A 25,847-nucleotide genomic window follows, 5' to 3' on the forward strand; every position below is an offset into this window, starting at 1 on the left:
TTTTAGAGACCGTATTTTACTTATGACGCGATTATATGTCCCTCAGACAAATAAAAAAGATCAAGCAACAACTTATGCTGCTTGATCTTGATTAAAATGAGTCATCAACCCTATTTGACAAAGAGCCAAAAAACGACCGTAAAGTTAATGTTTACGGCCGAAATCTCATGTGATATTAATTTGTAATGAAACATATTACCAATCGATTTCTTCTTCTTTACCTTCGTTCCATAAGAAGTGGAATGTTCCTTCTTTGTCCACACGGTTATATGTGTGTGCACCGAAGAAGTCACGTTGTGCTTGAATAATATTCGCAGGTAAAACTTCTGAACGATATGAATCGTAATATGCAATAGCTGCTGAGAATGTTGGTACTGGAATTCCTGCTGCGATTGCTTTAGAAACTACCCCTCTTACGGCACTGTTATTTTTCGTTACAATGTCTAAGAAGTAATCATCCAACATTAAGTTTTGTAAGTCTGCATTTTTTTCGTACGCATCAGTAATGTTTTGTAAGAATTTAGCACGGATAATACATCCTTCACGCCAGATCTTAGCGATTTCACCGTATGGTAAGTTCCATTCATTTTCTTCACTTGCTGCACGTAATTGAGCAAATCCTTGAGCATAACTCATGATTTTACTGAAGTATAACGCTTTACGAATCAATTCAATAAAGTCTTTCTTCTCATCTTCGGTTACTTCCATTTCTGCTTCAATCGCAGGAATAATCTTACTTGCTTTGACACGTTCCTCTTTTTGAGCAGAGATGAAACGAGCAAATACAGATTCAGTAATTAATGATAATGGCTCACCTAAGTCTAGTGCACTTTGTGAAGTCCATTTACCTGTCCCTTTGTTTCCTGCACGGTCCATAATCACTTCGACCATTGCTTTACCAGTTTCTGGATCTGTAGTTTTTAGAATTTGTGATGTAATTTCCATTAAGAAACTATCTAACTCGCCATTATTCCATTCAGTAAAGATGTCGCCAATTTCTTGAGCAGACATACCTAAACCACGGTGCATAATGTCATATGATTCAGCAATTAATTGCATATCTCCATATTCAATTCCATTATGAACCATCTTCACATAGTGTCCTGCACCATCAGCACCGATGTATGTTACACATGGTTGCCCATCTTCAGCTTTAGCTGAGATTGCTTCTAAGATATCTTTGACTAAAGCATAAGCTTCTTCTTGGCCACCTGGGATGATTGACGGTCCAAAACGTGCCCCTTCTTCACCACCAGAAATTCCTGCACCAATAAAGTTAATGCCTGAATCTGCTAAATATTCGTTACGACGAATTGTATCTTTAAAGAACGTATTCCCACCATCAATTAAAATATCGTCTTTATCTAAATGAGGTAATAAATTTTCAATCGTTGCGTCTGTACCTTTACCAGCTTGAACCATTAATAAAATTTTACGTGGTTTTTCTAATGAATTAACGAATTCTTCAATGTCATATGTTGCCACTAAATTCTTATCTGGATTTTCGTCAACAACCTCCGTTGTTTTCCAATCCGTACGGTTATAAAGTGAAACAGAGTAGCCACGGCTTTCAATATTTAATGCGATATTACGACCCATTACGGCCATACCCACTACACCAATTTGTTGTTTTGTCATGTTTATTTGCCTCCTTATGATTCCTTTACTATTTTAGCAAATTTCATTAGAATGTTAAAGGTTTAACATCTATATTTAAATATTTGATGAGAAATATACCATTCTATACTTATTTATATTCTATTCATAATTATTCTGTATGATTGATTTGACGTTTTTTATATTTACAATTATAATAATGGCTACAAAAGTGAGGGATATGCAAACATGGCTAAATCTAAAAAAAGAAATTGGAATAAACTTGCGGCTCAATCGAATAAGGGTAAAAAATCAAAGATGGAACGGATTGTTAAATTTGTCGCAATTACAATGGTAGTAATGATGCTAGCTTCAGTTGTTATAAGTTTAATGGTTAGTTTATCTACATTTAACTAAAGCAAAAGACACGTCACATCTTTTCAGATGCAACGTGTCTTTTTTCAATCGTTGATTATAATTCAGATTTAACTTTTCCAGTCCAACTAGAAAAGCCACCTTTTAAGATATAAATCTTATCATAGCCTTCTTTTTTCAAGATATTAGCCGCTCTAGATGCATAATTCAATGCATCATCATATAAATACACAGGTTTATCCTTACGGATTTCTCTGAATCTTTGCTTAAACTGTGACATCGGTATACTTCTTGCTCCTAAGATATGTTTAGCATCAAATTCTGGTGTTTCTCTCACATCAATAATTTGAACTTTACGGATGTTCTCTCTAATCTCATGACTTTCAGCCATTTCTGCGGATTGTTTACGCATCACCCATAATACTAACAAATAAATCCCATAAGCAACTAAACCGATAGCGATTAACGCTAAAAGAAACATTAAAATATTCATTTCCTACCTGACTCCTCTATTTTCATTTATTATCATTTATTTAAAATATTAACTTAAAATACGATTACGACCGATAAAAACTAGTATCAATGCAATCACAAGTATAGCTAAAATAGCTAATAGACGATTTGTCCTTGTTAATGTTCGCTTTGATCCAAAACCAACCGCAAACGTCATTAAAGCACCATATATTGCCCCACCAAGATGACCCCAATTATCAATTCCTGATGTAAATAAACCATTTAAAAAATTCAACACTAGTAAAACAGTGAATGTACTCGCTCTTTGTTTAAATATGGGTGAATCGGGGTTTAAATACGCTAACACTAAGTAACTCGCAAACATCCCAAATATCGCCGTAGATGCTCCTGCTGACACATTCACGTTAAAAGCAAAGGAAAATAAATTTCCACCAATCGCCGAAATTAAGTAAATTAATGTAAATTTACCGTGACCGTGTATCTTTTCTAAATCCATTCCTAAAAAATATAAAGATATACCATTCATTAAAATATGTGAGAAGCCAATATGAATAAATGCCGCAGTTAATAATCGCCACCACTCATTAAAGATAATCACCGCGGGTGAAAAATTGGCCCCCATCTCAAGTAATGCCATGATATCTGTTGTCGTATTATACTTTAATAGCATAAATACGTAGACAGCGACATTAATACCTAAAAAGATATAGGTCATGAATGGTCTATACTGCCTTTGATTATACGCTCTAAATTGATTGTTCATCAAATTCTCCTTTGTCTGGAATAATCAGCTTTTTAATCGGAATATCGTGCGCTTCAACCTTCCATGACCCATTAGGATAGAGTTGTTCATTAAAGATGAGTGACACGGTATCGATATTAGCATCTGCAAGGGCTCTATCATAATAGCCTCCACCGAAACCAATCCGATAGCCATTCTCTTGATAAGAAACACCTGGGACGATTAATAAATCAATCTCTTCTATATGAATGCTTTTTGCATCACTTTTCGGTTGTCTGATTTTTCTTTGAACCGTTTCTAATTGAGTTTCGTCTTGATATTCACGAAAGCTTAATTGATAATTAGCTTCTATTCTAGGCAAATATAATGAACTATTTGTTAATTTAAATATCTCTTCCATAATTAATGGCGTGTTAATTTCAGGATGAAAACCGTAATAAAAACCAATCGATTGAAATTGATTAGCATTTATATAATTGATTAATTGCTCGCTTAAATTGGCTTCTAGCTTTTTGCGATGATTCGCATCCATGGCTTTCATTGAAGTGAGCGTCGAACGCCGAATGTTTACTTTTTCACTTATATTATCTTTCATTTGTATCCGCTCTCCTCCCATGCACTCATGTATTCTACCATATTTTTCCCCTAGTAAACCATAGTAATTCAGTTATATTACAAGATGCTCTTAATTTAGTAAAATACAATCAAAAAAATACAGAGATTCTCGATTTCTCGATGAATCTCTGTATCGTGTTATATAGACTTATTTTTTAACTTCTCTGTGAAGTGTAACTTTGCGATCACGAGGGCAATATTTATTTTTCTCTAAACGATCAGGGTTGTTACGACGGTTTTTATTTGTTAAGTAATTACGTTCTCCACACTCAGTACATTCTAAATTAATATTAATGCGCATTATTATCCCTCCAAACTTGATTGAGTTTTGATTTTTAATGTATTCTCTATACAATACCAAAATATTATATCACAAAATGCGCAAGTAACAAATATTATTTTCAAAAAACTCTTTATATTTTGCTCTTTTCCTTATATATTGGTAAAATGAATTTAAATTATTACGAATCTGTAACATGCTTAGAGTTGAATCTTGTTGCAGATTTGATAAAATTGTATGAAGTAAGAATACAAACTCACGGAAAGAGGTGCTTTATGGACATTTGGATTTTAGTCATTGCCCTATTAGTCATTGCAATTATCTTATTAATTGCTTCATTCTTCGCAGGAGATGACCAAGATGTTACTGAGCAAATGAATGAATATTCAGTTCAACAATCAGAAGAGTTATACGCAATCAAAACTCGATTGGCTGAACTTGAAAAAACTCAAAACACACCATATAACGAAACAGTTGTATATAGTACAACTGATGAAGTATACGATGACGAACCTGTAGAATCACAAGGGGTAGAAGAAGTTTCAGATAATCAACATGAAATGATTATCCGTCTTTACTCTCAAGGTTATACAATGCATGAAATCAGTCAAGAAGTTCAATTGAACTCAGTAACGATTCAAAAAGTTATTGACGATTATATTGAAAATCGTTAGAAAGGAACATTCGATGAAAAAAAACACATTACGTTCATTAGGTATCGGATTTCTTTCTGCCGGCATTTTATCCGGTGCTTTCGCCATTTTTGTTCAAGGTCAAGCGCCAGTTGAAGGGTTACAAGTAAATTCTCTACTCGGCTCAGGCGATCAAGAGCAGATAAGTCAATATGAAGAACAAATTAGCTCTTTAGTCGCAGAGCGTGATTCATTAAATGAATCACTATCTTCTGGAGATAATCAAGACGAATCATCTGCGCAAGAACAGATAAGCAGCTTAACAGAAGCTAACGAATCACTTGTTGCTCAACTTGATAATACTGGTACGGAAACAAATAACGATGAATCTGATACAGAGACAACGGACAATGGTACTGACACAAATACTGAAGCTGATAATTCAGATTCAGAAACAGGTGAAGTAACCGAAGCTCAACCAGACTTAGAAGGCAGCTTCACGATTGCTTCAGGCGAAGCATCTAGTGAAATTGCTGCTCGACTAGAATCAGACGGATTTATTGACTCAGCTGACGAATTCCAAAGCTTATTAGATGAGTGGGATTTAAATGCTGTGATCCAAGCTGGAGATTTTGAATTGAATTCTGATATGAGTATTCACGATATCGCTTCAATTATTACAGACGGAGCATATTACTACTATTAATATAAAGAATTTAGCTTTGTGGATAAAATTAAATCCACAAAGCTTTTTTTGTACAAAGAAACACCCGCTTCCATTTAGAAAGTGGGTGTGTTTCTATTAGTTAATTTCTTGAGCAGCTAGACTATCTAAGTATGTTTCAATTGTCCCACTTGTTTCAGCTTGCATTTCGAAATAAGCGTTCATAACTTGGTGGGCAACACGAGTACTTTCACGTCCCCAGTTCTCTTCTTCTAAATATGGAATAACTACTGAAATAGCAATCTCTGGATCATCAAACGGTGCAAAACCAACATATGTCGCGTTAGTTACCGGTTGATTTTGTGCATATTGGATTGGGCCAGAATAGAATGCCTCTGTAGTCCCTGTCTTAGATCCAACTTCAATTGGGTAATTCATGAATAGATAACGCGCAGTACCGTCAAGTGTATGCGATACTTGTCTCATCCCTTCATGAATTCGCTCCATCGCTGCTTCATCAATCGGTATAACATTCAAGATTTCAGTTTCATTCGATGATTTAACAGAACCTAATTCTCCATTCGCATCCGTTCCACGTATTTCTTTAACTAGTCTAGGTGCATAACGTATACCGCCATTAGCGATTGTTGCTGCATACTGTCCTAGTTGTAAAGGCGTATACAAGTCGAACTGTCCATAAGATAAATCAAGTGCACTTACGAGCTGATCACTTTCTGGACTAAATCCGGCAGATTCAACTGGTAAGTCAATGCCGGTCTGTGCTCCTAAACCAAATTGAGCTAAATAATCACGTAAGATATTAATTGTATTATTATCAATAGATAAGCGACCATTTTCTTCATAGGTTGTTTGTCCACCAATCATCATCGCTAATTTAATCATATAAATATTTGATGATTTTTGTAAAGCTTCAATATCATCAATGGGCATTTCACCTGTACGATTAAATACTGATGTTTTTTCTTGTGATGCCTGGAACTTCAACGGCTCATCGACTAGAATATTATTATCTAAAGAAATAACATTTTCCATGTAACCTGTCGCTACTATGGCAGGTTTTATACTTGACCCCATACCGTAACTAGTATTGATCGCTCCAAGTGTGTCATCAACGATTTCGTCTGTATTATAAGAATCTGTATTTTCATTGTATTCAAATCGTTTTCCTGAGATACCTAAGATATCTCCATTTTTTGGATTCGATGCAACGATGTACACGCGGTCATTCAGACCTTGTTGTTCCATCGTTCTCAGTGAATTTTCAGCAATTTCATCTAGTTTTCGTTGGAAATCAGTATTGATGGTTAAAACCAAGTTATCCCCTTTAGTTCCTTCATATAACATATCATTTTCTAAGATATCATCTGAAGAATCCGTCACAAAATTAAATAATGATTTTGTTCCTTTTAGGGCATTCTCATATTCTTGTTCAAGATAACTCATTCCAACACGGTCATTCATAGCATACCCACGACGAAGCAACTCAGGTGCTAATTCACTTGGTATACCGCCCTGTTCAGTTGAAACTTGACCGAAGATCGATCTAAGCATTTCTCCCATCGGAAAGACACGTTGCCAATCCGTTCCAATACTAATTCCAGGTAATTGGCTTAATTGTTCAGATACACGTGCAATCTCTTGTTCTGTCACGTTTTGATTTTTCACTGTGACGGTCGATAAGGCATAGGCACTATTCATTTGTTTAAATAATGCCGCAATCTTCATTTCAGCGTTACTAAATTGAATATCTTCATCCGTAACATATTCAAGTTGGACACTATATAACTCAGATCCAGGTAGTAATAATTCTTCCTCTGTTAAACGACTATTAACTAAATTTTCATTCTTAATAATGAAATAATCTTTTAAATCACGTTCAGATAAATTAGACGTTGGAACTTCAATTAATGAAGCAAGTTGTGTTGCAATATCTACTATATCTTGAGCCGACACTCTTGAATCACGATCACGTGTATAAAGAATGGCTTGCTCTGGTCTATTACCCACTAAAATATTCCCATTACTATCGTACATCATCCCTCTGGGTACTGAACCAGTTGATAACGTTGATTCGGTTCGTTCTACCATATTGGAGTAACGTTCACCACTATATAATTGAATATATCCTAATCGGATAAATAACACAGTAAACACTAAAAATGAAATAAAAAACAAGAGATTCAATCGTCCAGGTATATGCGAACGTGTTTTCTTTTGCTTTATTTTGTAACGTGCCATTTATCTTCTCCCCTCTAATAGTTTAAATTCACCTGATTATTATATCAAACAATTAATCAAAATTGTATCAAACCCAAAGATTAACATCAATCTTTAATTTATCTTCATAAATTTTACACACTAAAAAGATGATTACCAGATTTTTCTTTGTTAATATATGATAGGATTATTAATTTCGTTAGGAGTCACAAAATGATAAATAAACTTAAACCGTATTTATTAAATACTTTATTTGTATCGATATTCTTTGTCGGGCTTGCAATGATTTTTAAATTTGCACCCTTTGGTAAAGATACAATGCTTACTGTTGATTTAGGTCAACAATATATTGATTTCTTTAGTATGTATAAAGAAACCTTAACCCAGTCGCCTGAAATGCTCCTTTATAGCTTTGAAAAAGCGATCGGTGGAGAAATGATTGGCCTATGGGCATATTACTTGTTAAGTCCCTTTAATTTGATTTTCTTATTATTTAACGAATCGAATTTTGAAGTCGCAGTGACATTAATTACTTACCTCAAATTACTGGCAAGTAGCTTAACATTTATGTACTTCTCACGTCAGAAGTATGAATTAAGTACGCTCCCATCAATAATTTTTAGCTTATCCTATACGTTCATGAGTTATGCCATCGTGTATCAGTTAAATATAATGTGGTTAGATGGCTTAGTGCTATTACCGCTTATTGCCTTAGGTTTGGATCAATTAATTAGTGGAAAGAGTCGCTTACTTTATGTTGGTTCGTTAGCGATTATGTTGATTGCGAATTATTATATCGGTTATATGATTTGTCTTTTCTTAGCAATATATGCACTCTTTGTCATCGTCGAAAAACAAACTGTATTCAACATTAAAGAAACGATTGTCTCATACTTCCGATTTGGAATTCATTCAATCATCGCAGCTTTAATAGCTGGAATTACCCTTATTCCGACCTATTACTCTCTAACCCAAAACAAAGGAAGTTACTTGGAATTTGAATTAGATTGGGAAGTTGCTCATACAATTCAAGATGTTGCGTCAAAACTATTTATCGGTAGTTTCAACTTTGATGAAATGTCTTCAGGTTCTCCTAATATCTATGCTGGGATGTTAGTTATCCTCTTTGTAGGTCTTTTCTTTATTAATAAAAAAATTAAATTGTCTGAAAAAATCGTTGCGATATTAATTTTTACAGTGTTTGCACTTTCTTTTAGATTTGATTTATTTAATAAACTTTGGCATGGTGGACAATTCCCAATTTGGTATCACTTTAGATTCTCGTTCACGACAAGTTTATTTCTACTTGTAATGGCCATTAAAGCCTTTAAGAATCAACCCAAGCGTTTCCCGCTTGGTGTATTAATTACTGCCATTGTTGCGATGGCTTTATTCTCTGGTTATTATTTATGGATTGATGAATATACTTTCTTAAATGATATTAATATCATTATTTCTCTGGCTTTCTTCTTGGCCTTTGTCATAATTATTCAATTAGAAAGACCTAAAAAAATCATTCTAAACTCGGTACTGTTAGTATTTGTTTTTAGCGAACTATTCATTAATGCGTATATTATTATGTCTGATATTAATTATGTTCAGCAATCGAAATTTGAAGATTATACTGAAACACTAAATCAAAGTTTAACTGGTTTACGTCATCCAGATAATGATTTCTATCGCATAAATAAAACATTTATGCGTACTAAAAATGAAGCGATGTATACTCACTATAGTGGTATGGATCACTTTGGTTCTACTATCGAAGCACATGTCCCTGAATTATATGGTTATCTCGGTTTACCGGATGGTAACGGCTTTGCAACCTATACTAACGGTACTTTATTCTTAGACGATTTCTTTAATATTCGTTATTTCTTAGCTCCAACGACTAATTCGAGCGAGCATACAGCGGATGAAGGTTATGTGTTATATCCAGAAGCCACTGATTTAGATATGGAATTCCACCCTATCTCGACTCAATATTCAAGAGTAAAAGTTTATGAAAACGAAAGAAATTTTGGTCTAGGCATGGAAGTGAGTTCGGATATTGCTAGTGATGGGATTGAATTTACATCTCATAGACCCATTGAAAACCAAGAATTATTATTAAGTCTTATAGATTATAACGGTAATGGCTCTCCTTACTTTACAGAACATGACTTTACTGATGTCACTTATGAAAATGTCGAAGTAGCTGATACCGGAGATGGAGATTATTATACATATGTCGATACAACAGAAAATGATGCGCAAACACCGAGAATTCGTTGGCATTTCGAAACAACGAGTCGAAATCCATACTACTTCAGTATACCGAGCCAGTTCTCAAGTAAGAATGTTTCGTTTGATTTAAACTCAAATCATTATCGCTTCTATTCACCATTTAGAAGACGTCAAGTATACAATGCCAGTTATGATACTGTTCGTGAGGATCAATACTTTGATGTAGAGCTTGTGGAAGAAGAATTGCAAGCGAATTTACTTGAATTATACGAATTTGACTTAGAGCGTTATGAAGAGATGATGGATACTAAAGAAGATAATAAGTTTAATGTGACCCAGTCTAGTCACAATCACATTAAAGGAAATATTACCATTGAACAAGATGACGCTTATGTCTTATTCACGATCCCTTATGATGCAGCTTGGGACATAACTGTGGATGGCACAAGTGTTGAACCGGTAAGTGTATTAAGTGATACTTTAATGGCGATACCTATGACAAGTGGTCAACACAATGTTGAATTAACTTACTTCCCTCGTTCGATTGTCTTTGGAGGCATATCGAGCTTGATTGGTATAATCAGTTTAGTAGGTATTATTTATTGGGATAGAAAGACCTCTCAAAAAAATATCAGCATGCAAACTGACTAAATTCAGATCATACATAAATAACTTGAGTACACATTGATTTAATATAAATAAGTTACTATTTAAAGAAAGGCAAAGTCATAAATTTACTTGATAATTCAATTGACTTTGGTATGATAAATTAATGAATTTAATTAGTAAAGGACGGTTCAATGAAGAAAATATTTAATTTACTTAAACTAGGGTTAAAGAACCCTCGCTATTATATTGAATCGATAAATGTGCCGTGGAAATATATTCATTTGGTAGCTTTTGGTTCGATATTAGCAATTACACTAGCGATGTTCGTTAATATTATTCCAGTTTTTTCACAAATTTCAGATGACTTCTCTAACGCTGTTGAGTATATACCAGAGTATTCTTTATCAGAAGGAACTTTGAATATAGCTGAAGGAGAAAAACCACTCTATTATCAATCCGATTCAGTGCAAATTGTCATTGATGATTCCATCAATACAGAAATGGGCTTTGAAACTGAAATTCCAGCTGAACAAAGAGAAATGTTGATGCCTAGTTCCCCTTTTGGGATCTTTATTATTGAGGACTACGCATTTCTAACTGTTGGTGAGGTTGTTCAAGAAATCCCAGGTTATGATTATCTTTTTGCAAACAATCATCGCTTTGAATTATTCTTAAATTATATTGTTGAAGAATCATTTTCAATTAATACAATGATGTTTTTAGTAATGCTAGTGACTGCTTTCTTCGTTTACTGGTTCCAAATTATATTAATCAGTATTATGGCCGGTTTCTTTAATGTTCGATTGACTAGAGCCATTAATTTCAAAGCAAGACTGAAGTTAACAGTAGTAATCTCATTTGTGCCAATTTTATTACTCGAGTTAATGTCGATACTAATTCCGGGATTCGTCGCAACACAGTTTACTTTAGCTGCAATTACTTTATTTCTATTGTATCTTGCTTTTAAAAACCACACTAAATTTATTCATACTATTATGAATAACCTTGATGAAATCGATACAATCGATTTAGACTTTAAAGATGATACTGAGAGTCAAGACAACGATGATGATGACGAAGAAAAATAATATTAACAAAATTAAAACCAGCTTCCATTAAAATTGGAAAGCTGGTTTTTTATTATTTCTTGCGCTTATTTTGACGTGCTTGTGTTCGTTTATGTGATTGGATTTGTCGATCTAATTTTTTCTTATAGCCTGGTTTTACTTTACGTTTTTTATTACGTTGAATCATACCTTTAATCACAGTATCTTCATTTTTCTTTTTGTCTTCACGTTTTGCACGAGCATTTCGAGATTTAACTTCTCTAATTTCACCTTTTACGATGTCAACGTGCTCAAATTCAATCCCTTTTTTCTCTAAAGTATGAATATCACGTTCGTTGTCAGGCTCAATTAAAGTATAAGCAACACCTTTAATATTGTTACGTCCTGTACGACCAACTCGGTGGATAAAGAATTCTAATTCGGTTGGAATTTCCATGTTAATAACCATAGATGTACCAGGAATATCAATTCCACGGGCAGCTAAATCTGTCGCTACTACATATTGGAATTCTAGATCACGAATTTGTCGCATCACTCTTTTACGTTCTCTAGGTGTTAGTCCGCCATGAATCGTCGCTACTTTTAGTCCTTTATTTTTTAAGAAATGACTAACTTCATCAGCATATTGCTTTGTGTTACAGAAGATCAGTGCTAAGTATGGCTCACCCATTGTTAGTAAGGAATAAGCTATCTCTGCTCTATCTCTGCCTCGTGTATAGATTAAGTAATTCTCTATCATATCAGCAATAACACCCTGATTATCGATTTCGATTACTTTTGGTGCCGTCATATATTTATTTAAGAACACTTCTAATGTTTGAGGGATTGTTGCTGAGAACACCATGATTTGTAATTCTTCCGGCATTCTAGAGGCAATCTCGTCAACTATCGATAAAAATCCTAAATCCATTGTCATGTCAGCTTCATCAACAACGAATGTTTTGGTTGATTGAACCCAAAGTGCATTTTCAGACATTAAGTCAAAAATTCTCCCCGGAGTACCAATAACTAATTGAGGTTGTTCATTATTTTGTAATTTTTCAAGTTGGCGTTGTTTATCAGTACCTCCAATATAACGCACGACTTTGATTGGTTGTTCTGAAAACTCAGCGATTTGAATTGCTACATTATATAATTGTTCTGCTAATTCTCTACTTGGAGCAGTGACTACTGCTTGGACTTCATTTGCATCTGGATCAATTTGGTTTAAGATGGGCACTAAAAAACTATGTGTTTTTCCTGAGCCGGTTTGGGATTGAACAATTAAACTTTGTCCTTCTAAAGCTTGTGGAATCACTTCTTCTTGAACAGGCGTTAAAGTTTCAAAACGAATGTCTGATAACGCATCTTGAATAAATTGTTTCAACGGTAATTCTTTAAATAATTTCATAATAATCTCCTTTCACTGTACTTTTTACTAACATGTCAAATTATACAAGTATCGGTAAAGAAAAACAAACCAGAGTAATATTAAAATAAAATGAACAAATTATTAGATTTTTTTCTCCTTAAATTGTAACTAAGTCATTTTTAAGCTATAATATTGGTTGTTAAAGATGGAGGGATTTCATGGAAAAACATCGTTTACTCATTACATTGTTCGGAGCTACGGGTGATTTAGCTGCCCGTAAGTTATTTCCAGCAATATATCGATTATACAAAAACAATTATATATCTGAACATTTTGCATTAATAGGAACTGCTCGTCGCCCTTGGACAGACGATTATTTGCGTGAGGTAGTCCTAAACAGTATTAAAAATGAAATTGATGACCAAGCACATGCTGAAGAATTTGCATCACACTTCTATTATCAATCACACGATGTGAATGATGAAGATGAGTATCATAATTTACAAGAATTAGCTTTAGAGTTAGAGGAAAAGTATCAAACACAAGGGAATCGAATCTTCTATATCTCACTCTCGCCTAGCCTATTCCCTATAATTACGCAGCATATTAAAGGTTCTGGCTTAGCTACGGAACAAGGTTATAACCGATTAATTATCGAAAAACCATTCGGAAATGACTTTAATTCAGCCAATGAATTACAAGATCAACTTCAAGTTTCATTTGAAGAAAATGAAATTTACCGTATTGACCATTATTTAGGAAAAGGCTTTGTTAAATCACTCCTAAATTTACGCTTTAGTAACATCATGTTAAAGTCAATTTGGAATAAAGAGAATATCGACCATGTTCAAATTACGCTTGCTGAAGAAGTGGGTGTTGAAGATCGTGGTGACTACTATGAAAATAGCGGTGTATCTAAAGACATGATACAAAATCATGCACTTCAAATGCTTTCATTAGTTGCTATGAACGAACCAAAGGATGATGAGCCTGAGTCGATTCGTCAAGAAAAAATTCATATCTTAAAAAATCTACATCAATATGATTCTGTTGCTGAATTACAAGAAAATGTCGTTCGAGGCCAATATGGAGCGAGCGAATCAGATGAGTACAAAGCATACCGTGATGAAGATAAGGTAGATGCTGAGTCAACCACTGAAACATATTTCGCAGCCAAAGTGCTAATTGATTTACCAGAATGGGAAGGTACACCCTTCTTTATTCGCTCTGGAAAGCGCCTAGATGGAAAATATACAACGATTCATGTTCAGTTTAAATCAACTAAAGAAGGTGTGCCAGGTAACAGATTAATGATAGAAATTAATCCCGATCTAGCGTATCGTTTATATTTAAATCAAGAAACAATTGGCTATACAAATGATTTAAAACAAATTGAATTGTCTTACTCACCAGATGAGGAAGAAATTAACGCAATGCCTGCAGATTACGAGCGTTTAATCTTAGCATGTATTCAAGGGAATTTAAATAACTTTAATCACTGGCTTGAAGTTGCACATGATTGGAAATTTGTTGATAATATTCAGCGCTTATGGAAAGAGGCACCGAAACCTGATTTTCCAAACTACCCAGCAATGTCTAGTGGGCCAAAAGCTGCTGATGATCTCATTAATAAACAAGGCTTTGATTGGTTTGATTAAATAATATACAAAGTAAAAGACCAAGTTGACTCAAAATCAACTTGGTCTTTTCTCTATTCACTTATATTATCTAAATATGCTTGCGCTGCTTGCCCTAAATCCTCTAATAAATGACTCATTTCTTCTTTACTATAGACTGAGGCACCACTTGCTTTAGGATGCCCTCCACCATGGTATTTAGCCGCTATTTCATGGATTGCTGGTCCTTTTGATCTCACTCGAACTCTCCAGTATGGATTGTTACCTTCTTGTTCGATGAATAATGCCCAAGTATTAACACCCATAATACTTCCTGGAATTCCGACAGCAACATTCGATTCTTCTTCACTAATTCCATATCGTTTAAGATCCGCTTGATTAATTAAGATATGAGCCACTCCATTATCTGTAATTTCTAATTGATCTAAGACAAAACCTTGGAATTTTGCTTGCTCCATTGATTTAGTATTGAATCGGTCATTGATAATAAAATGATCAATATCCAGCTTAAGTAATTCTGCTGCTGTTGTTAGTGTTGTTGCACTTGTCGAATCATATTGAAAACGTCCAGTGTCTCCTACAATGCCTGCATATAACATAAAGGCAGCTTCCTTTGTAAGTGGCAACGCTTCTCCCAATTCAAGTGAGATATTTGCGATAATTTCACTACATGAACTGGCTTTTGTATAAACCATTTCTAAATCCCCATAACTATCCACATCAGGATGGTGGTCTATTTTTACAAGTTTTGCCCCTTTATTGTAACGCTTATCTTCAATTCTAGGATGATTGGCTGTATCGACAACGATGACTAATGCATCTTCATAATCTGAATCTGCAATCTCGTCCATCTCTCCCATCCAAGACAAGCCTTTTGACATTGTCCCTGCTGCTAAAACTTTTTTGTTCTCAAAAGTACTCTCAATTAAATACTTTAAACCAAGTTGAGAACCAAACGCATCTGGATCCGGTCTCACATGTCGGTGAATAATAATTGTGTCATATTCTTTAATGTATGATAATAATTTTTGTACTTTCTCAGTTTCTAAATACATAGTCTATCCCTTCTATATCTCATTTACTTTGTTTCTATAACTTGCGTCGTGATAATTGCTTTTGCAATTAAAGAATTTTCATGGAAAACATTGACCTCAATTAAGGCTGTTCGTCTATTCTGATTGAATATATCAACTTTAAACTGAATTAAATTCCCCATTTGAATTAATTTGAAATAATGCAAATCAATCTTTTCAATAATATGATTTTGATTGGTTGTATCATAAAATTTTTGATAAGCAGAATGCGAAATTAATTCACAGAGAACACCATAAGAAATCGTTCCTAAACTGTTTAACATTTGTGGTTGGACAACAACGTGGTAGTCATACTTATGTTCTTGTGTCTTTAAGATATATTCTTCAATATGCATAATAATATCATCTTCAAATGTATTTACAATTTGTGGTTGCTTTTGAATCATTTGAATTCCACGCATAATATCTTGACGTGAGACAACGCCTAATAATTCCATATTATCTTCTATAACAGGAATCATCTCAATATCTTCACGCACCATCAGTTGTGACACACTTGCGACGGTCATATGTTTTTGAACGGTCACCAAATCTTTAGTCATGACTCTTTCAATTAGGACTGATTCAGATTTCCCTATGAGGTCTTTAGCTGTCACAACTCCAATCAAACGACTTTTATGGTGGACTGGAAAGCGTGAAAGTCCAGATTCACGTGATAGGTCATAGAATGTATTCACAGTGTCTTGAGCAGTTAATGCAGGTGTTTGATCAATCGGCGTAAAGATATCCGCAATTGTCATAATTTCTTTCTTAATTTCTTGATCCGCCATAGAACGGTTAATAATCGTCGCCACTGTAAATGAATCAAATGGTGTTGAGATAACTGGTAATTTCTTCTCGTTTGCTAGTTCCACTATCTTATCGCTCGTATCAAAGCCACCCGTAATAAGTACGGCAACATCATTCTCTAATGCCAGTTGTTGAACTTCTTCTCTGTTCCCCACAATGATAAGTGAATTCGGCACAAAATATTTTTTTACGTCATTTTCTTGCATTGCGCCAATAATGAATTTATTAAGGTGACGATCTAAACCTTCTTCCCCACCTAGAACAGTTCCTTCGATTATTGAAACCATTTCATTAAAGCGTAACATTTCTGGTAAAAATTTTAATTTCTTTTCAATTCGGATTGTTCCAACTCTCTCAATTGTTGAGACAATACCTAGTGTTTCAGCATCTTTAATTGCACGGTAAGCTGTTCCCTCACTCATATTTAAGTGCTTAGCGATGCCACGTACGGATATTTTTTTGCCAATGGGAAGTGTTTCAATATATTGTAGTATTTGATTATGCTTAGTAGTCACTAAATCCCTCCAGATAAATAAAAAACTGTTATACTGTAATTCGATAATTACAGTATAACAGTTTAATTACAGATTGAAAATAATTATTAACCTAAGGCCACATCTAATATCATCATTAAGACAAAACCACCGATTAATGCTAAGGTCGCATCATCCGTATGGTTAGATGATTGTGATTCAGGTATTAATTGTTCAACAACCACAAAGATCATTGCTCCTGCTGCGAAAGCAAGTGCATAAGGTAATATTTCTTGAACAACTAGGACGGCTGCTGCCCCAATAACTGCTGAAACTGGTTCAACAATTGCTGATAACTGTCCCATTTGAAATGCTTTTCGTTTCGTTCTTCCGTCCGCATATAATGGTAATGATAAGGCTGATCCTTCAGGTATATTTTGTAAACCGATGCCAATAGCTAATGCAATGGCTCCAGTTAAAGTCGCTCCAGCATTACCAACGCCTGCTGCCGCGAAGGCAACACCTATGGCAAGTCCTTCTGGAATATTATGTATGGTTACGGCTAAGAATAACATCATCGTCTTCGGTATTTTTCAATTATCTGAGTCTCCATGGTCTACAGATAAATGCGTATGCGGAACTGTGTAGTCAAGGAGCCTTAAGAATAAACCTCCAACCACAAAGCCGACTGCTACGGGTAACCAAGCCGGTAACGATGATGAGCTAGATTCAGCATATTCTAACGCAGGTGCTAGTAACGACCAAAAAGATGCTGCGATCATCACTCCTGCTGCAAATCCTTGCATAATTGCTAAAAAGCGATCATTCACTTCTTTAAAAAGAAAAACAAAAGAAGAGCCAAATAATGTACAAAGCCAAGTAAATATTCCTGCAATTAATGCTTGAAAAATTGGATTACTAAATAATGCCATATATATATTCTCCTAGTCTAAGTCAAGTTTAATTGATGTATATAAAGGGTGGTCAAAATTTGAAAAAGTCACACCTAATAATCGAATGGTCCGGTCAAGATGTCCATGCTCTTCCCAAATTTCCTTAGCTAATTCTATACTTTTTTCAACAGACTCAATCGATTCGATAGATTGCATTTGTCGAGTAATTGTCTCGAAATTATCGTATCGAATTTTCAAAGTAATCGTATGTGCTCTCATATCAGAAATATGATGTCGATTGTCCACCTTGTGTATCAATTTAACTATATTATCTACTACTTCAGACTCTAATTCAAGAAATACTGAGAAGGTTCTTTCTCTTCCAATTGATTTTCGTTCGCGCTTATTATTCACAGGTGTATTATGAACGCCTCGCACTTTAAAATATAAGGAATAGCCCATTTTACCAAAGTTATCAATTAATTCATCGAGTGACTTTTCATATAAATCTTCTCCAGTGAAAATTCCCATATCATGGAAATTCGGGAGTGACTTCTTCCCTACTCCATGAAATTTATCGATACTTAATTCTTTTAAGAATTGAACTGCATCTTTGGGTTCAACTAAGGTAATTCCGTTTGGTTTATTATAGTCTGAGGCAATTTTTGCGATGAATTTATTATAAGAAATCCCCACAGAACAAGTTAAACGCGTTCGGCGGTAAACTTCCTCCTTTATCTCCATAGCCATGATTGTCGCACTCTTCATATTCTTTTTATTATTCGTTACATCCAAATAAGCCTCATCTAGAGATACAGGCTCAATTAAATCCGTATATTCATTAAAAATTTCTCTGATTTGCATCGATATTTCTCGATAGTAATTTAAATCTCCTTGGATATAGACAGCTTTAGGACAGCGCATATAGGCTTCTTGAGCAGACATCGCAGAGTGAATGCCATACTTTCTTGCTTCATAATTGCAGGTTGATACGATTCCTCGTCCGCCGGTAAGTTTGGGATGCTTTGCTATAACAACTGGCTTATTCTTTAATTTAGGATTATCTCTCACTTCAACACTGGCATAAAAGGCATCCATGTCGACATGGAGAATTTTTCTAGATATATCGGGTTCAACTTCATCAAAAGATAAAATACCATATTGCACGCAACTCACCTCTCTTTATTGTATATATTATACAAACACTTGTTCGTAAAATCAATCTCTATTGCTTAAGTAATATTTCCAGACGTCTTTATATGACAACAAAAAAATGCTCCAAGAAATTCCTTATACAGAAATTCTCGGAGCTTTATTGAAATTAAAGAGTGCTTTCAGTTTCATCGCTTTCTTCAGCGAGGTCTTCTCGGTTTTCTTCGCGAGCAATATCGTTCGCTACTTCAATTTCGTCTTGACGATTTACAATATTACCACCTTGAGTAACAGTTGCAATAGCACCTAATGTAAATGTTAAATATACACCTTCACAATCAAGTACGACTGTTTGACTACTTTGGCTTACTTCATCAACAACACCATTAAGTCCTCCGATAGTCACTACTGCATCACCTGGTTTCATGTCATTTAACATCTCTTGTTTTTTCTGTGCCTGTTTCTTTTGTGGTCTTATTAGCATGAAGTACATTACTGCGAATAAAACTATAAACGGCATAAAACTTAGAATAAATTCCATTAACGTTTGTCATCCTTTCATTTTTTAAGCATAAAGACAGTGTATCAAAAATTCAGACATTTAGCCACAATCTAGAAGCTTTTTGCGTTCGGTTTGTTATATCCGTATCTTTCGAAGAAATCTTCTCTAAATTCTAGTAATTGATCATCCACGATTGCTTTTCTAACATTTCGCATTAATTCTAACAAGAAGTAAACATTATGAATCGACGCTAAACGCATACCAAATAATTCATCTGTCTTAATTAAATGTCTCACATAAGCACGCGTATAATTACGGCAAGTGTAGCAATCACAATTCTCATCAATCGGTCTGAAGTCACGGGCATATTGAGCGTTTTTCACAACTAAACGTCCTGTACTTGTCATACAAGTTCCGTTTCTTGCGATACGTGTTGCAAGAACACAGTCAAACATATCAACCCCACGAATAACACCGTCAATTAAAGCATCCGGTGAACCTACACCCATTAAATAACGTGGTTTATCTTTTGGTAATTCGGGTGTTAAGTAATCTAAGACACTATTCATCTCATCTTTTGTCTCACCAACTGATAATCCACCAATTGAATAACCAGGGAAATCAAGTGACACTAGATCTCTAGCGTGTTGAATACGTAAATCTTTATAACCCGCACCTTGAACGATTCCGAATAAAGCTTGGTCATCCGGTCGTTGATGCGCTTTAAGTCCACGCTCAGCCCAGCGGGTTGTTCGGTTAATTGAATTTTTAACATAGTCATAACTATGATGGAAGTCCGGACATTCATCGAAACTCATAATAATATCTGCTCCAAGAGCATTTTCGATTTGAATTGCTTTCTCTGGTGTTAAGAATAATTTCTCTCCACTAATATGATTTCTAAAATGCACGCCCTCTTCTTCAATTTTACGCATATCACTTAATGAGAAAACTTGGAAACCACCAGAATCTGTTAAGACTCCACGGTCCCAGTTCATGAACTTGTGTAAGCCACCCGCCTCTTCAACAATATCTTCACCAGGTCTTAACCATAGATGATATGTGTTACTTAAGACAATTTCTGCACCCATATCTTTTAATTCTTCCGGAGATAACCCTTTGACCGTTGCTAATGTTCCAACTGGCATATATATCGGTGTTTCAAAGCTACCATGAGGTGTATGTAAAATACCTAATCGCGCGCCTGTATTTTTCTCTTCTTTTATTAATTCATATCTAATTGCTGGTTCTGTCATAATATTTCCTTTCTATTATTGCTTTAATTCTATCTCAAAAATAACCGGATACAGTTTCCCTGTAATATAAAACTGATTGCCTTCAATATGTGCAATTCCATTAAGGGAGTCTATTTCATCCAACTCTTGGTCTGTCAAATTCTCTTCGAGAACTTCAGTCAGGTCATACTTATATGCCACAATACCCGTTTTTGGATCGATGACAATGATTTCATTAGTATACCATACATTTGCGTAAATATATCCGTTAGCAAATTCCAACTCATTGATTTCTTCTACTAATTGATCATTATAAGTCACGTCAATTGTGTCGATCACTTCAAAGGTATTTGGATCTCTTTGTTCAAGCACACTCGTTCCATCTGACATCCAAATGACATCTTCTTGGTCATCATAAGCTAGTCCCCAGCCTTCACCTTCATAATCAACGGTATCTATTATTTCTAAAGTATCTTTATCTCTTTTAAATGCAACGCCACTCCGCCATGTCAGTTGCCACACAGCATCTGAAGTGACTGTTAGACCTTCACCGAATAATTCTTTATCTAATTGATCGACGACGTCATAATGACCTGTGTCTAAATCTAAATAACCAATCTTTGATTCACCGTACAAACCTGTCCCTAGCAGTAACTCACCTGCTTTATTTAATTCGAACCCTTGCGTGAACGCCGTCGAATCACTTGGATGAATTGACAAAAGTTCATATTCATCTTGAGAAGCCACTGGTATTATTGGTATAATACAATGAACGCAAATTAATAATGTTATTTTGTGAATGATTTTCTTCATAAAAAACTCCTTTAACCCAACCTGATAATATAGTAATTTTATCATATTTTTTAATAGAAAGGTCGTTAGTAATGAATCTCTATTCATTTTTATTATTTATAGTCAAATACATTGTTTACATTTTTAACGGAAAACCATATGTCGTTGGTCAAGAAAATTTATCAAAGGATGCTGCAATTATTGCATCAACTCACCGTCATTGGTTAGATCCAATTTTCTTAGCTATGGTTGTTGAACCAATTGAAATTGCTTTTATGGCTAAGGATACTTTGTTTAAAAATAAAATCTTCCGCTATTTGTTGCCGAAATTAAATGTTTTCCCAGTCAAAAGAGAAAAACCATCACCGAAGTCACTTCGTCGTGGTGTTGAGGTCATGAACGAAGAGAATAAACATCTAGGAATTTTCCCTACAGGCTCACGCTACTCTACTGAAGTAAAAGGTGGAACTGCCTTTATTCAAAGACTGAGTAAGAAGGATATTATTCCAATTGCTTTACAACCGCCAATGAATGCGAAAGAATTTTTCTTCCGAAAAAAAGCAAAAGTAGCCATTGGTGAACCTATTTCTTTCGATGATTCTAAAAAGTATACTCGGGAAGAACTGAAACAAATTGATATTGCAATCGCAGAGGCTTTCGATAAATTAGACAAGCAACTTGATCCTGATTACGAATATATTCCAAATAAAAAAGACTAATAAAAAGACATCTAACTTTCCTTCCAATTTGAAAGCAGCTAGATGTCTTATTTTTTTAGTTTTTAGTTTGCAGACGATACATTTGATAGTATGTCCCTTTTTTCTCAATCAATTCATCGTGATTTCCTTGTTCGATAATGTTTCCTTTATCAAGAACGATAATCTGATTGGCATCTCTAATCGTACTTAAACGGTGAGCAATCGCAATGGTTGTTCGGTTCTGACGCATCTTAGCCAAACTTGCTTGAATATACTCTTCTGTTTCCGTATCAATATTAGCCGTAGCTTCATCAAGAATTAAAATCTTCGGATCACGCCCCATTGTTCTGGCGAATGAGATTAATTGTTTTTCACCACTTGAATAACTTGCCCCTCGTTCAATAACTCGGTGCTCATAGCCATCTGAATGTTTTTCAATAAATAAATCAGCATTAACAAAGTGTGCCGCTTCTCGAATTGTTCGATCAGATATTGAATGGTCTAACAAACGGATATTTCGATTCACATCCCCATAGAATAAGAATGAATCTTGAAGAACTAATCCAATATCTTTTCTTAATTCTTCATACGGAAACTCACGAATACTATGTCCGTCAATTAAAACATCTCCAGATTGAAACTCATAAAATCGCATTAAGACATTAATAATTGAACTTTTACCACTTCCGGTATGTCCGACAATCGCAACAGTTTCTCCAGGATTAACAGTGAAACTAATGTTGTTTAAGACATTTTGATTTCCATCATAAGAGAATGTTAAGTTTTTAAATTCAATTTTTGCATCTTTGATTTCAGCCTCATCATGAACAATTTGTTCAGGCACATATTCTTCATGATCCAGAACACGAAGAATACGTGAACTTGATACTACCCCATCTTGAAGTAAACTTAAACTATCCATCATCATTCCCATTGGTCTAAAGAATTGTGAACTATATTGAACAAATGCATAAATCACACCTACTTCTAATATACCATTTAAGTATTGTCTACCTAAGAAGTAGATTACTAAAGCTAAGGATAATCCTTCTAGTAAACTAATAACACTCATTAATAGGAGTGCATTCATTTTTACCATTTCATAGCGCGCACCATAATGTTTTTCATTTTGGTCATCAAATTCATTAATAATTCGTTTCTCTTGACGGAAATGTTGAATAACATTCATTCCAAGAATAGACTCGTTAATTTTAGTATTTAATCGACTTAAATTCTCACGCATTGAGCGATATACTTGTGAACTGTAACTTTGATAATACCAAATAATTCCACTCATAATTGGGACAAAGATTAAGAATAACATTGCCATACTTGGATTCATTAAATACATCCCGATGAAGACTGAGATAACTGTTACAATCCCTTCAAACAAAGCATAAAATGTATTCCAAAAGTTTTTCAATGTTTCAGTATCATTTGTTACGCGAGAAACTATCGATCCACCGGGAGTTTGGTCAAAGTATCGCATTCCTAACGTATTAATTTTAGTAAATATTGTATCTCGGACGTTTTCAACTGTCTTTTCAGCAGCCATATTGAATAAATACGTCGATAAATAATTCGATACACCTTGTAATAGAAGTAAGAAACCATAAGTTAAAGCAAAAGTGGTCGCTATTTGTACAGTAACGTCTAGATGTGTCAAATGATCATCAATAAATGTTTGAATTACTCTTGGCATAATAACAGAAACAGCTACTGTGACTGATGTAAATAAGATAGCAACTAAGAACGTCTTCCAATATGGTTTTGCGAAAGCAAAAATTCGTTTCGTTACGGTAAATTGCTCTCTCATAGACATTTTTCTTGCCCAAGCTGATTCATGTTGAACTTTACTTGCCATTATTACACCTCTTCCATTTCAGAACTTAATTCTAATTGTTGGTGTTCATACATTTCTTGGTACCAACCATTATTGTTAATTAATTCCTCGTGTGTTCCACGCTCAACAATTTGACCTTCATCCAGCACAACAATCTCATCCGCATGCATCACACTACTTAGACGATGGGCAGAAATTATTGTTGATTTGTCTTCACGTGTTTCTTTAATTGAATTTAGAATGGCTTCTTCAGTTTTAGCGTCTACGGCAGAAAGTGAATCATCCAATATTAATAACTCTGGATTAATTAACATCGCTCTCGCCATAGAAATACGTTGTTTTTGTCCTCCAGATAAAGCCACTCCACGTTCACCTACTAATGTATCATAGCCTTCACTAAAGCCTAATATGTCCTCATGAACACTTGTCACTTTAGCAATTTCTTCAACTGCTTCATTAGTAGTATCCATATTCGCAAAACGGATATTATCACGAACAGTCGTTGAGAATAAGAAATTATCTTGAGGAACGTAACCTATATTCGCTAATAAACTATCTAATTGATAATCTTTAATCGAAATTCCATTGAAGGTAATATCCCCTTTAAATTGGTCATAATCACGTAACAATAACTTAAATAATGACGTCTTACCAGATCCAGTACGACCAACGATTCCAAGTGTATTCCCTTGTTTAATATGAATATCAATATCACGTAAGGAAGCCTCGTCATCATCATCTGGATAAGCAAATTCATCTATTTCAATATGAATATCACCTGAGATAGATTGACTCAATGCATCCGGTTCTTCAATAATCGTACTTTTTTCATTTAAAATTTCTAAAATACGGTCATAACTTGCTGAACCACGTTCTAAAATATTAAACAAACGCCCGATCGCAATCATCGGCCACTGTAAACGAGTCACATAACTGATAAAAGCAACTAATAAACCAATGGTAATTTCTCCTTGTGAAACGAGAAAACCACCAAAGAATACACCTAAAATCGTAGCTGCACCCATAATTAGTTGACTTGCAGGTCTAAACGCAGCATCAAATAAATAAACTTTTTGGTTTCGATCAACAACATTTGTGGTCATTTTCTTAAAGTCTTCAATATCTAACTCTTCTTCACCAAACGTTTTAATTACTTTCATGCCCGTAACACTCTCTTGAACTTTATCGTTCATTGAAGAGAAAGCTGCTTGAGATTTTCGTGAGTGATAGTGAAGCTTACGACCGACAAAACGAATTAAAATCGTTAACAAAGGTATAGGGATAATCGACACTAGTGTTAATCGCCAATCTACAAAGAAAAACATCATGAACAATGTAAGTAATCCTTGAGATAAAGAGTCAACTAAGGTTAAAATACCTCCCCCAGCCACCATACGAATTGAGTTCAAATCATTCGTTGTTCTCGCCATTAAATCTCCAGTACGATATTTTTGAAAGAATATCGAGTCCATTTGTGTAAAATGGGTGAACAATCTTGCTCTTAATATCTTTTCCAGTTTAGCTGATGTTCCAAAAATCTTCGTACGCCATACGTAACGCATCGCATATTGAACAATCGCTATAACAACAAGAACCACACTCCAAGTCACCAACTGACTTCCTGTTATTGTACCGGCTGCCATATTATCTATGATGATACCAATAATCATTGGCACAAGCGCAGTCATCACACTCAATAGAATTAACATTGATATTCCAAAAATATACGCTTTTCTTTCTTGTCGCCGATTGTAAAATTAAGCTAGACAACTAAAACAGCCATTTGTGGTACACTCAACTTGTAATTCCGACCAAAGAATACAAAGGAGTGACCACAAATGACCTACACCCATCTTACCACGGATGAACT

Annotated in this window: 22 protein-coding genes and 1 pseudogene; 7 read left to right on the top strand and 16 right to left on the bottom strand. The window is 34.7% G+C overall.

Annotated elements, in window-relative coordinates; all coding sequences use genetic code 11:
* Positions 1–195: 195 nt before the first annotated feature.
* On the bottom strand, positions 196–1,638 hold the full coding sequence (gndA, locus tag ACEN31_RS07775) for an NADP-dependent phosphogluconate dehydrogenase (protein ID WP_407109091.1): 1,443 nt from the start codon (positions 1,636–1,638) through the stop codon (positions 196–198).
* Positions 1,639–1,845: 207 nt separating this feature from the next.
* Between gndA and ACEN31_RS07780 the strand changes: the two genes are divergently transcribed.
* The gene (locus ACEN31_RS07780) at positions 1,846–2,013 is read left to right on the top strand and encodes a hypothetical protein (RefSeq protein WP_407109092.1); all 168 of its coding nucleotides are present in this window, start codon (positions 1,846–1,848) and stop codon (positions 2,011–2,013) included.
* Positions 2,014–2,068: 55 nt separating this feature from the next.
* Here ACEN31_RS07780 and ACEN31_RS07785 read toward each other — a convergent pair whose 3' ends face one another.
* From ACEN31_RS07785 to rpmG, 4 genes are all read right to left on the bottom strand, one after another.
* On the bottom strand, positions 2,069–2,464 hold the full coding sequence (locus ACEN31_RS07785) for a rhodanese-like domain-containing protein (protein WP_407109093.1): 396 nt from the start codon (positions 2,462–2,464) through the stop codon (positions 2,069–2,071).
* A gap of 48 nt (positions 2,465–2,512) precedes the next feature.
* Positions 2,513–3,208, bottom strand: coding sequence for a rhomboid family intramembrane serine protease (locus ACEN31_RS07790; RefSeq protein ID WP_407109094.1), 696 nt, complete (start codon positions 3,206–3,208; stop codon positions 2,513–2,515).
* Entirely contained in the window at positions 3,192–3,782 is a 591-nt protein-coding gene (locus tag ACEN31_RS07795; protein ID WP_407109095.1) for a 5-formyltetrahydrofolate cyclo-ligase, read from the bottom strand. Before ACEN31_RS07795 ends, ACEN31_RS07790 begins: the two co-directional genes overlap by 17 nt.
* Before the next feature lie 168 nt (positions 3,783–3,950).
* Complete coding sequence (rpmG, locus tag ACEN31_RS07800) at positions 3,951–4,103, bottom strand: 50S ribosomal protein L33 (RefSeq protein WP_138403678.1); 153 nt, start codon at positions 4,101–4,103, stop codon at positions 3,951–3,953.
* Positions 4,104–4,357: 254 nt separating this feature from the next.
* Between rpmG and ACEN31_RS07805 the strand changes: the two genes are divergently transcribed.
* Positions 4,358–4,756: a hypothetical protein gene (locus ACEN31_RS07805; protein WP_218930742.1), complete on the top strand. Its 399-nt coding sequence runs from the start codon at positions 4,358–4,360 to the stop codon at positions 4,754–4,756.
* 13 nt (positions 4,757–4,769) lie between these two features.
* On the top strand, positions 4,770–5,420 hold the full coding sequence (locus ACEN31_RS07810) for a hypothetical protein (protein WP_407109096.1): 651 nt from the start codon (positions 4,770–4,772) through the stop codon (positions 5,418–5,420).
* 96 nt (positions 5,421–5,516) lie between these two features.
* Here the strand turns inward: ACEN31_RS07810 and ACEN31_RS07815 are convergent, their stop codons facing one another.
* Positions 5,517–7,637 carry a peptidoglycan D,D-transpeptidase FtsI family protein gene (locus ACEN31_RS07815; RefSeq protein WP_407109097.1) on the bottom strand — a complete coding sequence of 707 codons (2,121 nt, stop codon included), beginning with the start codon at positions 7,635–7,637 and terminating at the stop codon, positions 5,517–5,519.
* A 192-nt stretch (positions 7,638–7,829) separates the two neighbouring features.
* Here ACEN31_RS07815 and ACEN31_RS07820 point away from each other — a divergent pair, with 192 nt between their 5' ends.
* The gene (locus ACEN31_RS07820) at positions 7,830–10,493 is read left to right on the top strand and encodes a YfhO family protein (protein ID WP_407109098.1); all 2,664 of its coding nucleotides are present in this window, start codon (positions 7,830–7,832) and stop codon (positions 10,491–10,493) included.
* 149 nt (positions 10,494–10,642) lie between these two features.
* Positions 10,643–11,539, top strand: a complete 897-nt coding sequence (locus ACEN31_RS07825) for a DUF1189 family protein (RefSeq protein ID WP_407109099.1) — start codon at positions 10,643–10,645, stop codon at positions 11,537–11,539.
* Between the two features lie 52 nt (positions 11,540–11,591).
* Here ACEN31_RS07825 and ACEN31_RS07830 read toward each other — a convergent pair whose 3' ends face one another.
* On the bottom strand, positions 11,592–12,908 hold the full coding sequence (locus ACEN31_RS07830; RefSeq protein WP_407109100.1) for a DEAD/DEAH box helicase: 1,317 nt from the start codon (positions 12,906–12,908) through the stop codon (positions 11,592–11,594).
* Positions 12,909–13,087: 179 nt separating this feature from the next.
* Here ACEN31_RS07830 and zwf point away from each other — a divergent pair, with 179 nt between their 5' ends.
* Positions 13,088–14,527 (top strand): glucose-6-phosphate dehydrogenase, encoded by a 1,440-nt coding sequence (gene zwf, locus ACEN31_RS07835; protein ID WP_407109101.1) that lies wholly within the window; start codon positions 13,088–13,090, stop codon positions 14,525–14,527.
* A gap of 53 nt (positions 14,528–14,580) precedes the next feature.
* On the opposite strand, the gene ACEN31_RS07840 is transcribed toward zwf, so the two are convergent.
* The 7 genes and pseudogenes from ACEN31_RS07840 to ACEN31_RS07870 all read right to left on the bottom strand — a co-directional run bounded on the left by ACEN31_RS07840 (position 14,581) and on the right by ACEN31_RS07870 (position 21,457).
* Positions 14,581–15,561 carry a bifunctional oligoribonuclease/PAP phosphatase NrnA gene (locus ACEN31_RS07840; protein ID WP_197104018.1) on the bottom strand — a complete coding sequence of 327 codons (981 nt, stop codon included), beginning with the start codon at positions 15,559–15,561 and terminating at the stop codon, positions 14,581–14,583.
* A 23-nt stretch (positions 15,562–15,584) separates the two neighbouring features.
* Positions 15,585–16,904 carry a DRTGG domain-containing protein gene (locus ACEN31_RS07845; RefSeq protein WP_407109102.1) on the bottom strand — a complete coding sequence of 440 codons (1,320 nt, stop codon included), beginning with the start codon at positions 16,902–16,904 and terminating at the stop codon, positions 15,585–15,587.
* Positions 16,905–16,990: 86 nt separating this feature from the next.
* Positions 16,991–17,794, bottom strand: a pseudogene (locus ACEN31_RS07850) (ZIP family metal transporter).
* Between the two features lie 12 nt (positions 17,795–17,806).
* Positions 17,807–18,922, bottom strand: coding sequence for a DNA polymerase IV (gene dinB, locus ACEN31_RS07855; protein WP_407109103.1), 1,116 nt, complete (start codon positions 18,920–18,922; stop codon positions 17,807–17,809).
* A gap of 154 nt (positions 18,923–19,076) precedes the next feature.
* Entirely contained in the window at positions 19,077–19,448 is a 372-nt protein-coding gene (yajC, locus tag ACEN31_RS07860; RefSeq protein ID WP_407109104.1) for a preprotein translocase subunit YajC, read from the bottom strand.
* A gap of 71 nt (positions 19,449–19,519) precedes the next feature.
* Positions 19,520–20,665, bottom strand: a complete 1,146-nt coding sequence (gene tgt, locus ACEN31_RS07865; protein WP_407109105.1) for a tRNA guanosine(34) transglycosylase Tgt — start codon at positions 20,663–20,665, stop codon at positions 19,520–19,522.
* A 15-nt stretch (positions 20,666–20,680) separates the two neighbouring features.
* Positions 20,681–21,457, bottom strand: a complete 777-nt coding sequence (locus ACEN31_RS07870; protein ID WP_407109106.1) for a glutaminyl-peptide cyclotransferase — start codon at positions 21,455–21,457, stop codon at positions 20,681–20,683.
* 71 nt (positions 21,458–21,528) lie between these two features.
* Here ACEN31_RS07870 and ACEN31_RS07875 point away from each other — a divergent pair, with 71 nt between their 5' ends.
* Positions 21,529–22,155: a lysophospholipid acyltransferase family protein gene (locus ACEN31_RS07875; RefSeq protein WP_407109107.1), complete on the top strand. Its 627-nt coding sequence runs from the start codon at positions 21,529–21,531 to the stop codon at positions 22,153–22,155.
* Between the two features lie 55 nt (positions 22,156–22,210).
* Here the strand turns inward: ACEN31_RS07875 and ACEN31_RS07880 are convergent, their stop codons facing one another.
* Both ACEN31_RS07880 and ACEN31_RS07885 read right to left on the bottom strand, forming a co-directional pair.
* Positions 22,211–23,998, bottom strand: a complete 1,788-nt coding sequence (locus tag ACEN31_RS07880) for an ABC transporter ATP-binding protein (protein ID WP_407109108.1) — start codon at positions 23,996–23,998, stop codon at positions 22,211–22,213.
* 2 nt (positions 23,999–24,000) lie between these two features.
* Positions 24,001–25,701 (bottom strand): ABC transporter ATP-binding protein, encoded by a 1,701-nt coding sequence (locus ACEN31_RS07885; RefSeq protein ID WP_407109110.1) that lies wholly within the window; start codon positions 25,699–25,701, stop codon positions 24,001–24,003.
* Between the last annotated feature and the right edge of the window lie 146 nt (positions 25,702–25,847).

This window comes from Ruoffia sp. FAM 26255 (assembly GCF_045528525.1).
GTDB classification, from domain to species: Bacteria; Bacillota; Bacilli; order Lactobacillales; family Aerococcaceae; genus Ruoffia; species Ruoffia tabacinasalis.

Excerpts from the sequence above, each read along its gene's own strand:
- ACEN31_RS07785 (WP_407109093.1), bottom strand. The coding sequence starts at position 2,464 with ATGAATATTTTAATGTTTCTTTTAGCGTTAATCGCTATCGGTTTAGTT.
- ACEN31_RS07880 (WP_407109108.1), bottom strand. The coding sequence starts at position 23,998 with ATGGCAAGTAAAGTTCAACATGAATCAGCTTGGGCAAGAAAAATGTCT.
- ACEN31_RS07820 (WP_407109098.1), top strand. The coding sequence starts at position 7,830 with ATGATAAATAAACTTAAACCGTATTTATTAAATACTTTATTTGTATCG.
- ACEN31_RS07815 (WP_407109097.1), bottom strand. The coding sequence starts at position 7,637 with ATGGCACGTTACAAAATAAAGCAAAAGAAAACACGTTCGCATATACCT.
- rpmG (WP_138403678.1), bottom strand. The coding sequence starts at position 4,103 with ATGCGCATTAATATTAATTTAGAATGTACTGAGTGTGGAGAACGTAAT.
- zwf (WP_407109101.1), top strand. The coding sequence starts at position 13,088 with ATGGAAAAACATCGTTTACTCATTACATTGTTCGGAGCTACGGGTGAT.
- ACEN31_RS07790 (WP_407109094.1), bottom strand. The coding sequence starts at position 3,208 with ATGAACAATCAATTTAGAGCGTATAATCAAAGGCAGTATAGACCATTC.
- yajC (WP_407109104.1), bottom strand. The coding sequence starts at position 19,448 with ATGGAATTTATTCTAAGTTTTATGCCGTTTATAGTTTTATTCGCAGTA.
- ACEN31_RS07810 (WP_407109096.1), top strand. The coding sequence starts at position 4,770 with ATGAAAAAAAACACATTACGTTCATTAGGTATCGGATTTCTTTCTGCC.
- ACEN31_RS07805 (WP_218930742.1), top strand. The coding sequence starts at position 4,358 with ATGGACATTTGGATTTTAGTCATTGCCCTATTAGTCATTGCAATTATC.
- ACEN31_RS07870 (WP_407109106.1), bottom strand. The coding sequence starts at position 21,457 with ATGAAGAAAATCATTCACAAAATAACATTATTAATTTGCGTTCATTGT.
- tgt (WP_407109105.1), bottom strand. The coding sequence starts at position 20,665 with ATGACAGAACCAGCAATTAGATATGAATTAATAAAAGAAGAGAAAAAT.
- gndA (WP_407109091.1), bottom strand. The coding sequence starts at position 1,638 with ATGACAAAACAACAAATTGGTGTAGTGGGTATGGCCGTAATGGGTCGT.
- ACEN31_RS07780 (WP_407109092.1), top strand. The coding sequence starts at position 1,846 with ATGGCTAAATCTAAAAAAAGAAATTGGAATAAACTTGCGGCTCAATCG.
- ACEN31_RS07795 (WP_407109095.1), bottom strand. The coding sequence starts at position 3,782 with ATGAAAGATAATATAAGTGAAAAAGTAAACATTCGGCGTTCGACGCTC.
- ACEN31_RS07830 (WP_407109100.1), bottom strand. The coding sequence starts at position 12,908 with ATGAAATTATTTAAAGAATTACCGTTGAAACAATTTATTCAAGATGCG.
- ACEN31_RS07840 (WP_197104018.1), bottom strand. The coding sequence starts at position 15,561 with ATGTATTTAGAAACTGAGAAAGTACAAAAATTATTATCATACATTAAA.
- ACEN31_RS07825 (WP_407109099.1), top strand. The coding sequence starts at position 10,643 with ATGAAGAAAATATTTAATTTACTTAAACTAGGGTTAAAGAACCCTCGC.
- ACEN31_RS07875 (WP_407109107.1), top strand. The coding sequence starts at position 21,529 with ATGAATCTCTATTCATTTTTATTATTTATAGTCAAATACATTGTTTAC.